Annotated in this window: 13 protein-coding genes; 8 read left to right on the plus strand and 5 right to left on the minus strand. The window is 62.5% G+C overall.

The annotated features are described in order from the left end of the window. Positions 1-64 precede the first annotated feature (64 nt). The gene (locus tag TRD_RS05475; RefSeq protein WP_015922128.1) at positions 65-733 is read left to right on the plus strand and encodes a hypothetical protein; all 669 of its coding nucleotides are present in this window, start codon (positions 65-67) and stop codon (positions 731-733) included. A gap of 3 nt (positions 734-736) precedes the next feature. Here TRD_RS05475 and TRD_RS05480 read toward each other — a convergent pair whose 3' ends face one another. Continuing rightward, positions 737-1,645 carry a PHP domain-containing protein gene (locus tag TRD_RS05480; RefSeq protein WP_143714639.1) on the minus strand — a complete coding sequence of 303 codons (909 nt, stop codon included), beginning with the start codon at positions 1,643-1,645 and terminating at the stop codon, positions 737-739. A gap of 132 nt (positions 1,646-1,777) precedes the next feature. Here TRD_RS05480 and TRD_RS05485 point away from each other — a divergent pair, with 132 nt between their 5' ends. The 5 genes from TRD_RS05485 (at position 1,778) to TRD_RS05505 (ending at position 5,444) form a co-directional block, all read left to right on the plus strand. After that, the gene (locus TRD_RS05485; protein ID WP_015922130.1) at positions 1,778-2,536 is read left to right on the plus strand and encodes a Nif3-like dinuclear metal center hexameric protein; all 759 of its coding nucleotides are present in this window, start codon (positions 1,778-1,780) and stop codon (positions 2,534-2,536) included. A 29-nt stretch (positions 2,537-2,565) separates the two neighbouring features. After that, complete coding sequence (gene glmM / locus TRD_RS05490) at positions 2,566-3,921, plus strand: phosphoglucosamine mutase (protein WP_015922131.1); 1,356 nt, start codon at positions 2,566-2,568, stop codon at positions 3,919-3,921. 7 nt (positions 3,922-3,928) lie between these two features. Further along, positions 3,929-4,420: a ribonuclease FAU-1 family protein gene (locus tag TRD_RS05495; RefSeq protein WP_015922132.1), complete on the plus strand. Its 492-nt coding sequence runs from the start codon at positions 3,929-3,931 to the stop codon at positions 4,418-4,420. Between the two features lie 157 nt (positions 4,421-4,577). Continuing rightward, complete coding sequence (locus TRD_RS05500; protein WP_420806793.1) at positions 4,578-5,192, plus strand: helix-turn-helix domain-containing protein; 615 nt, start codon at positions 4,578-4,580, stop codon at positions 5,190-5,192. 36 nt (positions 5,193-5,228) lie between these two features. Next, positions 5,229-5,444: a hypothetical protein gene (locus TRD_RS05505; protein ID WP_015922134.1), complete on the plus strand. Its 216-nt coding sequence runs from the start codon at positions 5,229-5,231 to the stop codon at positions 5,442-5,444. Between the two features lie 5 nt (positions 5,445-5,449). On the opposite strand, the gene TRD_RS05510 is transcribed toward TRD_RS05505, so the two are convergent. Then, positions 5,450-6,562 carry an alanine racemase gene (locus TRD_RS05510; protein WP_015922135.1) on the minus strand — a complete coding sequence of 371 codons (1,113 nt, stop codon included), beginning with the start codon at positions 6,560-6,562 and terminating at the stop codon, positions 5,450-5,452. Between the two features lie 12 nt (positions 6,563-6,574). Beyond that, entirely contained in the window at positions 6,575-7,198 is a 624-nt protein-coding gene (purN, locus tag TRD_RS05515) for a phosphoribosylglycinamide formyltransferase (protein ID WP_015922136.1), read from the minus strand. 149 nt (positions 7,199-7,347) lie between these two features. On the opposite strand from purN, the gene guaA reads away from it, so the two are divergent. Next, positions 7,348-8,931 (plus strand): glutamine-hydrolyzing GMP synthase, encoded by a 1,584-nt coding sequence (gene guaA / locus TRD_RS05520; RefSeq protein WP_015922137.1) that lies wholly within the window; start codon positions 7,348-7,350, stop codon positions 8,929-8,931. Between the two features lie 3 nt (positions 8,932-8,934). Further along, positions 8,935-10,248: a phosphoribosylamine--glycine ligase gene (purD, locus tag TRD_RS05525; RefSeq protein WP_015922138.1), complete on the plus strand. Its 1,314-nt coding sequence runs from the start codon at positions 8,935-8,937 to the stop codon at positions 10,246-10,248. On the opposite strand, the gene TRD_RS05530 is transcribed toward purD, so the two are convergent. Together TRD_RS05530 and TRD_RS05535 are read right to left on the minus strand one after the other, a co-directional pair. Then, positions 10,217-10,945: a response regulator gene (locus tag TRD_RS05530; RefSeq protein ID WP_143714641.1), complete on the minus strand. Its 729-nt coding sequence runs from the start codon at positions 10,943-10,945 to the stop codon at positions 10,217-10,219. The genes purD and TRD_RS05530 overlap by 32 nt on opposite strands. A gap of 155 nt (positions 10,946-11,100) precedes the next feature. After that, entirely contained in the window at positions 11,101-11,634 is a 534-nt protein-coding gene (locus TRD_RS05535; protein WP_015922140.1) for an NUDIX domain-containing protein, read from the minus strand. Positions 11,635-12,045: the final 411 nt, after the last annotated feature.

A 12,045-nucleotide genomic window follows, 5' to 3' on the forward strand; every position in this document is an offset into this window, starting at 1 on the left:
CGAACGGGAGCGCCCCGCCACTCTGGCGGGGCGCTCGTCTCGTGTTCGGCTGAATGGAGACGGGATGCAGAACGATCTCTGGGCCTGGTTGTCGCTGGTTTTGCTCGGCGCCTTTCACGGCGCCAATCCAGCCATGGGCTGGCTCTTTGCCGTCGCGCTCGGGTTACAGGAACAACGGCTCGCCGCGGTTCTCGCCGCGCTTCTCCCCATCGCACTGGGCCACGCTGCAGCCATCGCCGTGATCGCGGTGCTGACCGTCTTCCTCGGCGAGACACTTCCTCAGCCGATTCTCCTTCTGGGCGCCGGAGTTGTGCTGCTCGGCTTCGCTGGATGGCGCCTCTGGCGTCGCTTCCGTCACCCGCGCACGCGTTTTCGAGCGACCCACCGCGAACTCACCGTTTGGTCGTTTCTTATGGCCACTGCCCATGGTGCCGGGCTGATGATCGCTCCGGTTCTGATCGCGTTGACCAGCAGGGGTAGCACCCCGGTTCCTGATAGTCACCTCGAGCACGGAATGGGACTCGGTAGCTCGCTCGGAGTCGCGTTGGCCGCCACGCTGGTCCACACCACGGCCATGTTCGCCACGATGACTGTCATCGCGATCATCGTATACCGTGAACTCGGAGTGGAGATCCTCCGCCACGCCTGGGTCAACATCGACCTCATCTGGATCGTCGTCCTCGTGGCGACCGGGTTACTCACGGCCGCACTCGGCCTGCGAGCGATCGTGTGAGCGTCACTCGGCGCGACTGCTCGCCTGTTCGGCGACGGCAGCGTGTTCTGACACGTCCTCCTCGGAGAGGACGTCGATTGCAAAGCGGCGTAACAATCCCGCGATCGACACCGCGGGATACGGTATCGGATCGACCGGATGACCGGGTGCGTGCGAATCGGAACCCGCACTGGCCAAAAGGCCGAACCGTGCGCACCAGGCGCGCAGTGTCTCCGTTTGCTCCAGTGTATGCGAGCGGTAATGCGCCTCCAAACCATCGATCGGGATCTCCATTCGCATCCGCTCGAGCGTCTCCACGGTGAGGACACCAGCCCCATCGTCACGGCCGGGATGCGCCAGGATGCAAATACCGCCCGCCTCGTGCGCTGCCGCCACCGCGCGCGACAAAGGCACATCGACCGTCATCGGCTCGCCGAGACGCTTTGTGATCTCGTGCGCAGTGGCGAGGTTGGTGGCAGACCCCTCCTGAATCAGCGCCAACAAGACATGATGTGGTCGCAGCGGACGCCCTCCGACGATCTCGCGAAGCGCGCGCAACCGGTATCCGTTGCGTTCCAGCGCGACGATCGCTCGCGCTGCCTCCGCCCACAGTCGATCGGCTAATTCGTCCAGTATCGCGCGGAAAGCACGCGCTGTTGGCAACGCTGGGTCCACCCCGTAGACGAGCAGGTGCCACTGCCGATCCGCCCAGCGCGTCGTCACCTCGACACCCGGGACGATGACGAGTCCGTACTTCTTCCCCAGCTCGATCGCATCGTCGACCGCAGCCATCGTATCGTGGTCACACAGTGCAGCCACACGAAAACGCTTCGTGGCCAAGTAGTCGATGAGTTCGGCGACAGTCCAGCGTCCGTCACTCGCCAGTGTGTGCAAGTGCAGGTCCACCGCATCGTGAGCGAAAATCGAGTGCATGGTCGCTTCCTCCCGCCCCAGTATTCCCGAGAACACCGCCGTTCGACCACCGCGCACATTCCTCGCGCTCCTCACTCTGGAGGTTCAACGACGACCGAGTCCATGGCAGAATCGGGGCAGGAGGGACCATTCATGATCGCTGTGCACGACTTGGTACGCTACTGTGACCGACTGCTGGATGCACAACGCTTTCGCGACGCTGCGACGAATGGACTCCAGGTCGAAGGCGAGCGAATCATCCGGCGACTCGCCTGTGCTGTCAGCGCGAGCCAGCGAACTATCGAGGAAGCGGTTGCCTGGGATGCCGATGCTCTGCTGGTCCATCATGGTCTGTTCTGGGGAGACGGCGTCCGGTCGATCAGCGGTGTGGTGCGGCGGCGCCTACGACCGTTGCTCCTGCATGGTCTGAGTCTCCTCGCCTACCACTTACCCCTCGATGCCCACCCCGAACTGGGCAACAACGCCCAGTTGGCTTTCGCGCTCGGACTCGAACCGGTCGAGCCGTTTGCCGAAGTGGCAAGTACCCCTATCGGATCGGTCGCACGCACACCGCAGCCGTGGCCGCTGGACCAGTTGGTCCAGGCGATCGCGCAAGTCACGGATCGCCAACCGACGGTCCTGGCTGGAGGACCTTCCATCGTCGAGCGGGTCGCCATTCTCAGTGGCTCAGGAGCGAGTGCGGTCATCGAAGCGGCCGAACGGCACTGTCACGTGCTCGTGACCGGTGAAGCGCGCGAGACGACGATGGCCTTGGCTCGGGAACTGGGTATCACCGTCATCGCGGCAGGACACGAAGCGACCGAACGGTTAGGAGTACAAGCGCTGGCCAAACATCTCTCCGCGACATTCGGTCTCGAGAGTACGTTCCTGCATGACCCCAACCCGATTTGAGACGGTCGAGTTCGGGAAGGAGCCAACGTATGGCTGGTACGGTCGCGCAAGTCTTCAAAGCCTACGATATCCGGGGAATTTATCCAGAGGAACTGGACGAGAACCTCGCCTACCGGATCGGCCGCGCCTTCGCGCTCTATTTGCGCCCGAGGAACGTCGTTGTTGGGCGCGATATGCGCGTGTCCTCGCCAACGCTCGCCGAGGCCGTGATTCGCGGCCTGCTCGATCAGGGCGTCAACGTGACGGATGTCGGGCTCGTGAGTACCGACGCCCTGTATTTTGCGGTGGGGAAATACCGCTTCGACGGCGGCATCATGGTGACAGCCTCGCACAATCCTGCGGAATATAACGGGTTCAAACTGTGTCGCGAAGAAGCGCAAGCGCTGAGTCTCGACCGCGGGATCGGCGAAATCCGCGATCTGGTTCTGCAGGGAGAGTTCCCCGAGCCCGAACAGCGCGGGACGCTCGAACAGCGAGACATCCTCGATGACTTCGCCGAACACGTGTTGTCGTTCATCGACCGGAGCGTCATCAAACCGTTCACGGTCGCCGTCGATGCTGGGAACGGCATGGGAGGACTGATCGCTCCCAAGGTTTTCGGGCGACTCCCGCTCCGCATCATTCCGCTCTACTTCGAATTGGACGGGCGTTTTCCCAATCACGTGCCGAATCCGATCGAGCCAGAGAACATTCGTGATCTCCAGCGTGCCGTGCTCGAACATCAGGCTGATCTCGGTATCGCGTTCGATGGTGACGCTGACCGGATGTTCATCCTGGACGAACGCGGCCAGTTCGTCGGTGGGGACATGGTGACGGCACTCGTCGCCAAGGCGCTGCTCCACAAGCACCCAGGGGCCAAGATCGTCTATAACCTCATCTGCTCTCGCGCCGTTCCTGAAGTGATCCGGGAAAACGGTGGCATAGCGATCCGCTCGCGCGTCGGTCATTCCTTCATCAAAGCGCTGATGCGCGAACAGGATGCGATCTTCGGCGGTGAACACTCCGGACACTTTTACTTCCGGGACAACTGGTATGCCGACTCCGGGATCATCGCGGCAGTCACTGTCCTCGAGCTCTTGTCGCGCGAGGGCGTGACCGTCTCACAGGCGATCGCACCGATCGATCGGTACTATCGCTCGGGCGAGATCAATATGGAAGTGCACGATTTCCAAGCCGTTCTCAGGGCGTTGGAAACGCACTTCCACGACGGGAAAATCGATCATCTCGATGGTCTCACGGTCGAGTATCCCGATTGGTGGTTCAATGCGCGCCCCTCCAACACGCAACCGCTGCTGCGCATCAACGTGGAGGCGACGACGCCAGAGCTGCTCCGCCGCAAGACAGAAGAGGTGTTGTCTGTCGTTCGCCGAGCCGCTGCGAGCTGAGGCGAGCGTGCGTTTCCCGGCTGAGCACCCACTCACCATCGTCAAGCTGGACCCGGTTGGTCGAGTGGTCGCTCGTTATCCCGGCACGATCCACCCAGCCGCCCCTGGATGGATCGCCATCGTCGCTGACTGGCAACTCGGAACTGTCGAAGTTGGCCCGCTCCGTTTCGAACCGGGTGACCGGCTCATTGAATATTTTTCTTTCGTCGAACCGATCAACGCCTTCGCGCTTTTTGCACCGGATGGAACGTTCAAGGGCTGGTACGCGAACGTGGCGTGCCCTGCCTACCTGGAAGAGAGAACGCTCTTCTGGCGTGACCTGTACATCGACATCATCGGAGCACCTGATGGGCAGATCACTGTGCTCGACGAAGAAGAACTGGAGGAAAGTCAACTGAGCCAGCGCGATCCGGAAGGATACGCGTGTATCCTCGCCGCGCGCGACCGCCTGCTCACCGCGCTGCGCACGCGCGCCTATCCTTTCCACCTCTATGGCTGACCAGCATCAGCCGCACCGGACGAGTACAATCGACCATGCGTGACGACTCCGAGAGCGAGGGTGGGACGTGGCGCGGCTATCAGTGACACGACGGCGGACATTTGCTCAGCAGCAGCATCACGCGCAGACCGACGAGGCCGGCAATCAGTGGCTCAGTATCGAGGAGGCAGCTCGTCTTCTCGGTGTCGGGCAATCGACTTTGCGCCGGTGGAGCGATGCCGGGCTGGTTCCGGTGTATCGAACCGCTGGCGGCCACCGCCGGTATCGGGAAGCTGATCTCCTGGCCCTTCTCAAGAGCGAGGAGCGACCCCGCCGACGGCTCTCGCGCAAAGCACTCGTCGATCTCTCCTTCGCACTCTATCACTCGCAATTGATGGCACAAGTGGCCAGTCGCCCCTGGTACTCGCGATACCAGCCAGAGCACCTCGCTGAGCTGCGCGCACTCGGGCGCCAACTGGTCGAACTGGCTTTCCGAATCGTCAACCGGGCAGTCGATCGCGAGGAACTCCTCCGAGCTGGTCGGACGATCGGTCAGCGGTACGGTGAGATCAGTGCTCAGGGAGGACTGACCCCGGCCGAAGCGGCGGAAGCGTTCCTCGCCTTTCGTGCGCCGACCTACCTCGCGATCACGCAATTCGCTGAGCGCGAGGACATTCCGACTCGTCGCGTTTTGCGCCTGCTTGGAGAATTGACCATTTTGCTGGACGAAGTCCTCCTCGCCACGCTGCGCAGCCTCGAACCAGATACCTCACTGACGAGGTCAGTGTCCTGACAGTCGTGACGATCGTGGAAAGGAAGAAGGCCATACATGCAAGAAGAAGAACAGCTGATTCTTCGTCATGAACTGCTCGGAGATGAGGAACTTTTCACCTGTGCGCTCTGTCAGCATGTGCTTCCGATGCACGAAGCTCGAACCGTCCGCGGTGACGAGATCGGTATGACCGATGTCGAGTTCGTGCTCGTCTGTCGCGAGTGCTTGCGCGAACTGCGCGGGCGCGACCATGTTCTGCCACCCCCCGGTTGATGGCATCAGCGGACACAGCCACGCGCGATGACACGCCAGGTGCCGACGAACTCTCCTCCCCGAACGACGAAGAGTTCGTCTTGCAGGTTGACCACTGGACAGACGTGATTGGGAATGATCTCGATGCGTTCGCCGACCTGTGGTCCCTTCGTCCCGGGCGGGAACTCGATCACCCCGTGCTCCTCGCTCAGCCGGCTGATCACCGCATCCGGATACTCCACAACGTATCCGTAGCCGGTCCGCCCCGGTGGGGGTGGATCGTAGGTGAGTGTCTTGCTCCCTGCGTCGATCACCGCCCGATCGGGAGCCGGACGGCTGATCACCGTGGCCAGGACACGCAAGGCGACTCGATCCGGACCGATACGGCCGAAGCGAAACGCTGCCGCATCGTAGAAAACATACGTACCAGGGCGCATCTCAGTGATACCAGGCACGCGCGTGGTCGCGAACGCCGCCGGCGTCGACCCCACGCTCACGACATCGACCGGGATCCCCTCCCGCCGAAGAAGCTCGGCTGACGCGACCATCGCCTCGCCCGCCATACGTGCCAGGCCCTCGAGCTCTTCCGTGGTGCTCGCTCGACCAGCATGACCCTCGTGCGTCATCAGGCCCCGCAAGCGGAGTCCGGGCATCTCGATGATTTCGCGTGCCAACCGGAGCACCGGCTCACCCGGCTCGACACCTGCCCGGCGAAGGCCAGTATCGACCTCGATGACGACATCGAGCTGCTCTCCGCGGGCGAGAGCTGCCCGGCTGAGAGGCTCGGCGACCGCGACGCTATCCACCGCCACTGTGACCCGCACCCGTTCGGCCAAGCGCAGGAGACGTTCGATCTTTCGATCTCCCACGATCTGATAAGCGATCAGGACATCATCCAGCACACCAGCGGCAGCGAACGCCTCTGCCTCGCCGACCTTGGCACAGGTGAAGCCGACCACTCCGTGCGCCTGCTGCATGCGAGCGATTTCAGCCGTCTTGTGCGTTTTCAAGTGGGGACGCAAAGCGAGCCCGTGGGTGCGAGCATACTCGGCCATCTCGGCGAGATTGCGCTCCAAACGATCGAGATCGACGACCAGGCATGGGGTATCCAGGAGCGTTCGATACGACGGACTGTTCACAGTCGTCCCTCCTCATGGAGAAGAAAGAATACGCACTCGTCGACCTTCCACCCGCAACCGACCAGCAGCATACAGCCGCACAGCCTCCGGATAGAGACGGCATTCTTCGGCGAAAACGCGCGCTGCGAGTGTCTCCGGTGTGTCGTCATCCAAGACCGGCACGCAGGCTTGCAGGATGATCGGTCCTGCATCGAGTTCATCGGTGACGAAATGCACCGTGCAGCCGCTCACCTTCACGCCGCTGTCCAGGACAGCACGGTGAACACGCTCGCCGTACATCCCACGCCCCCCGAACAGCGGGAGAAGGGACGGGTGAATGTTCATGATGCGCCATCGATAGTCGGCACGCACCGGCAAATGCCGGAGAAATCCAGCCATGAGCACCAAATCGATCGCGTGCTGGTCCAGGAGACGATACACCTGCTCAGCGAAGGCAGACTCCGGCACACGTCTGGAGGGGATGATCGCGAGTGGCACCCCAGCAGCACGAGCGATGTCGTTGCCAGCAACATCGGGACGGTTACTGACGACGAGTTCGATGCGCCCCGGCAGCTCACCCCGGCCTTGCACCGCGAGTAGATTGGCCAGTGTCCGCCCGCTTCCCGAAATCAGGACAGCGATCCGCAGTTGCCGCACGCTGGCTCCTTCACCTCACGTGCTCCGTTCTCAGCCGTAGTATGTGAGAGCGCCCCGCCGATGTCACGTACCTTCGGTACAATCGTGGTATCGGCCACGTTGCCTGACCGGCGCGGGCTGAACAGCAGCGAGCGTGGAGGCGATAGTCAGTGTCACGATTGCTTCCCTCGACGACCAACCAGCACCCAACCTCTCCATCATTCGATAGTGTCGTCATCTTGGATTATGGCTCGCAATACGCACAACTCATCGCGCGACGCGTGCGCGACGCCCATGTCTACTGTGAACTCGTTCCGTACGACACCGACTGGTCAGCGCTGAAGCACCTTTCGCCGAAGGGGATCATCCTCTCCGGTGGACCAGCCAGCGTATACGAACCAGACGCCCCGCAACTCCCCAGCTGGGTTCTCGAGAGTGGCCTCCCCGTCCTGGGGATCTGTTACGGCATGCAACTACTGGCCCACACATTGGGCGGCAGGGTCGCGCCAGCGCAACGACGCGAATACGGCCCCGCAGTGGTCGAGCGTGTCGCAGACCATCCGATTTTCGCCGGGCTTCCGGCGCGCTTCGATGTGTGGATGAGTCACGGCGATCGCATCGACGCGCTGCCTCCCGGATTCGAGGTGCTCGCGCGCTCGGCCAACGCCCCCTACGCGGCAATGGCACGGGACCATCTCATCGGTCTCCAATTCCATCCGGAAGTCGCGCATACACCGCTCGGGAGCGTTATCTTGCGCAACTTTCTCTTCGATGTGTGTGGTTGCGCACCAACCTGGACAGCCGAGTCGTTCGTCGAGCAGGCTATCCGCGAGATCAGGGAGCGGGTCGGCAAGGACCGGGTCCTGCTTGCGCTTTCCGGTGGCGTCGATTCGAGTGTCGCTGCGGCGCTGATCCACCGAGCGATCGGTGACCAGTTGACACCTGTTTTCGTCGATACTGGTTTGCTCCGGGAAGGCGAAGCGGAGACGATTCGAGAAGTGTTCGGTCGGCACTTCCGCATGCCGCTCGTCGCGATCGACGCCCGTCAGCGTTTCCTGGTTCGACTGCGCGGCGTAAGCGACCCGGAACAGAAACGCCGACTGATCGGCGAAGAGTTCGTCCGCGTTTTCGAGGAAATCGCGCGCAGCCAAGGGCCATTCCGTTTCCTGGCACAAGGGACACTCTATCCTGACGTGATCGAGAGTGCTGCTCCCGGAGCGTCGCGAACTGCCGCCAAGATCAAAACGCACCACAACGTCGGCGGTTTGCCCCAGGACCTCGAGTTCGAACTTCTCGAGCCGTTGCGCTATTTGTTCAAGGACGAGGTGCGCGCGATCGGACGCCTCCTCGGCCTTCCCGAGGAGATCGTGCAGCGTCAACCGTTCCCTGGTCCTGGTTTGGCTGTGCGCATTCTCGGGGAAGTGACCGAGGAAGCGCTTGCGATCGTCCGGCGAGCCGACACCATCGTCCGCGAAGAAGTCGAGGCTGCTGGACTCAGCGATGGACTCTGGCAGTTCTTCGCCGTCCTCCTGCCAGTGCACTCGACAGGCGTGATGGGTGACCAACGCACGTACGCGCGGGTCATCGCGATCCGTGCCGTGACGAGTACGGACGCCATGACCGCTGACTGGGCACGCTTGCCGCACGACCTTTTGGCCCGGCTCGCCAATCGGATCGTCAACGAAGTGCCTGGTGTCAATCGCGTCGTCTACGACATCACCTCGAAGCCACCGGCCACCATCGAATGGGAGTGAGTCATGCCGCGAGGATTGACCGTCCTGGTCGTCGGCAGTGGAGGACGCGAGCATGCCCTCGCCTGGGCATTGCAGAGCTCCCCCTCGGTGGAGCACATTCTCGTGGCACCCGGTAATGGAGGAACCGCGGCGATTGCCGAGAATGTCCCGATCGCTGCAACGGACATTCCGGGCTTGGTCGCACTCGCCCGCGAGCGACAGGTCGACCTGACGGTGGTCGGTCCTGAGGAACCGCTCGCTCGCGGATTGGTGGATGCATTCGCGGCGGCTGGACTGACCGCTTTCGGACCAACCGCGGAAGCAGCGCGGATCGAGGCGAGCAAGGCGTGGGCCAAGGATGTGATGCGAGCTGCCGGCGTACCCACCGCTGAAGCGCAGGTCGTCACCGACTTCGCAGCGGCCCAGGCGGCGCTCGAGCGTCTCGACTTTCCGCTGGTCATCAAGGCTTCCGGGTTGGCAGCCGGTAAAGGTGCCATCGTCGTCTCTTCACGACGCGAGGCGGAAGAAGTACTTCATTGGATGATGGTCCAACGTGCGCTCGGCTCCGCGGCGGATGAGGTCCTTCTCGAGGAATATCTGGAAGGCCGCGAGCTGTCTTTTCTCGTTGTCACGGACGGGACGACGGTATTGCCACTCCTACCTGCTCGGGATTACAAGCGTCTCGGTGACAATGACACCGGCCCCAACACTGGCGGGATGGGAGCCTACGCGCCGGTTCCCGAGGTCACCGATGAGCTGCAGCGGACGATACTGGAACGCATCATTCATCCAACCCTGGCTGAACTGAGGCGACGGGGTATCGTGTATCGCGGCGTGCTGTATGCGGGTCTGATGCTCACTCCTCGTGGCCCGAAAGTGCTCGAGTTCAACTGCCGGTTCGGCGATCCTGAAGCGCAAGCGATCCTGCCGCTCCTGGAAACTGATCTCGCGACGCTCCTCCTCTCCGCTGCACGGGCCGAGCTCTCTGGTAACTGGTCGCTCGACTGGAAGCCAGCAGTCTGCGTCACGGTCGTTGTTGCCTCCGGTGGCTACCCAGGTACCTATGCGACCGGATTTCCGATCGCTGGCCTGGATACCGTCCCGAGCGATGTATTGATCTTCCACGCGGGAACCAGACGAGCGAACGATCACGTCGTGACGGCCGGCGGCCGTGTGCTCGCTGTGAGTGCCACCGCCTCGACATTCGCCGAAGCGCGCGAGCGCGTCTATCGCGCGATCGAGCACCTCTCCTTCCCTGGAATGACGTTCCGCCGCGACATCGCGCTCGCCGAAGTGGGAGGGAACTTCAAGCCGACGCCGCCGAGCGGGACGGCGTAATCGCGACCCACCCCTGTCGCACCGCTGCCAGAATGACATCCACGCGATCCTGAGCGCCGAGCTTGCGCAGGATCGACGTCATGTGATTCTTCACCGTCTGTTCCGTGATGAAGAGTGCCTCCGCGATCTCCTTGTTGGACATGCCCTGCGCCACACAGTCGAGCACTTGCAGTTCGCGCACCGTGAGCACCGCGTCCGGGCTCTCGAGGCCGGCTTCTCCGACCACGTAGCGCTGGAGTTCACCGAGTACCCGACGAGCCAAGTGGGGTCGGTCGAGGATCTGTTGCGGCAGGCGATCCTCGCCGGCAACGACGGCTTCCAACACCGCCAACATCTCGCGGGGCTCACTGTCTTTCGCCAGGAAAGCCGCAGCACCGACTTGCAGAGCACCGAGCAACCAAGACTCGTTTTCGTCCGCCGAGAGCAACACGACGGGGAGTTTCCCATTCTGCCGCTTGAGGAGGCGCGTCACCTGCAACCCGTTGATACCGGGCAAGCGAAGATCGACCAGGGCAAGGTCCGGCCGATGGAGTTCAGCCTGCTGGACCGCCTCGTGTGCTGATGCCGCTTCTGCCACGACGCGAAAACGCTCGTGTCGGTCGAGGAACTGACGCACCGCAAAACGGAACAGCGGGTGATCATCGACAACGAGCACTTTGACGGGTGCTCTGCGCTGCCCTATCCCGTTACCCCGCATCGTCTTCCCTCCCCTCCGGTTACCGGAAATCTCGGAAATAGTTTCGCCGGGAGACAACGATTCGACGATGCGGAATCAGTCACCCTTCTTCAATCAACACTCCTAAGGATGATGAGTACTGATGCTTCATGTACGTACTGTGCCCTCTGGGCACATCAGAGCAACGTCCAACCGAAGTATCCGAGCAGTGCGATCACGCTTTTGGCATCGCAGATCGAGCCAGTGCGGAGAGCCTCCCGAGCCTCCTCTGGAGCGAGCTCGACGACGTGCAAGCGTTCGTCACCAGCCGGGTGTGCTGCACCAGCACTCAGCGCTTCGGCCACGAATACCACGAGTTCCTCGTCCGTCCAGCCCGGACTCACATAGAAGCGAATCAACTCGCGGAGCCGTCCCGCCCGATAACCGGTCTCCTCCTCGAGCTCCCGCAAGGCACAGGCATCCGGCTCTTCGTTGGCTTCGCGCGTTCCTGCAGGAATTTCCAGAAGCGTCTTCCCGACCGCATACCGGTATTGGCGAACGAATACGATCCGCCCGTCGTCCCGGATCGGGAGGATAGCAACGGCCCCCGGATGGTGCGCCACCTCGCGGATCGCCCGCCGGCCGTCGGCCAGCAGAACATGATCACGAGAGACCTGCAACAACCGCCCCGCAAAAACCGTCTCGCTTCGCTCGACCCGTTCGACCTCCACCGTGTCCATCCTTCCCGTTCACGCAGCGAAACCATCCTCGCTGGTGGGACAGTTCTACCGGATCGTGTCGCTCCCGCAGGGACTCGTCGCCGTGCCTTCCCGGCAGCAGGGATTCCCGATGCTCGAAGAGATCAGCCCTCCCCCTCGCCGAGAGACAGGTTACCGTTCCCGGACAGCTACACCCCGCTCCGTTGTAGGCTGTGACCGAGACGCTACTCGGCAACGCGATCGCTGCGCCTCTCCGGTTTCCTGATCCGGGGTCGCCGAGCTGAGTGCAACGGAGCACGAGGCAGTTCGGTGCAGTGAGTCAAAGGGACGAACTCCTCCAGCGAAGCACTGGCAGAACAGGTCGATCGGTCGCCTGCGACCACCGAGTACTTGCGTCGAGTCACCGAGGATCGGAGGAGCATG

Source organism: Thermomicrobium roseum DSM 5159, from assembly GCF_000021685.1.
Taxonomy (GTDB): domain Bacteria; phylum Chloroflexota; class Chloroflexia; order Thermomicrobiales; family Thermomicrobiaceae; genus Thermomicrobium; species Thermomicrobium roseum.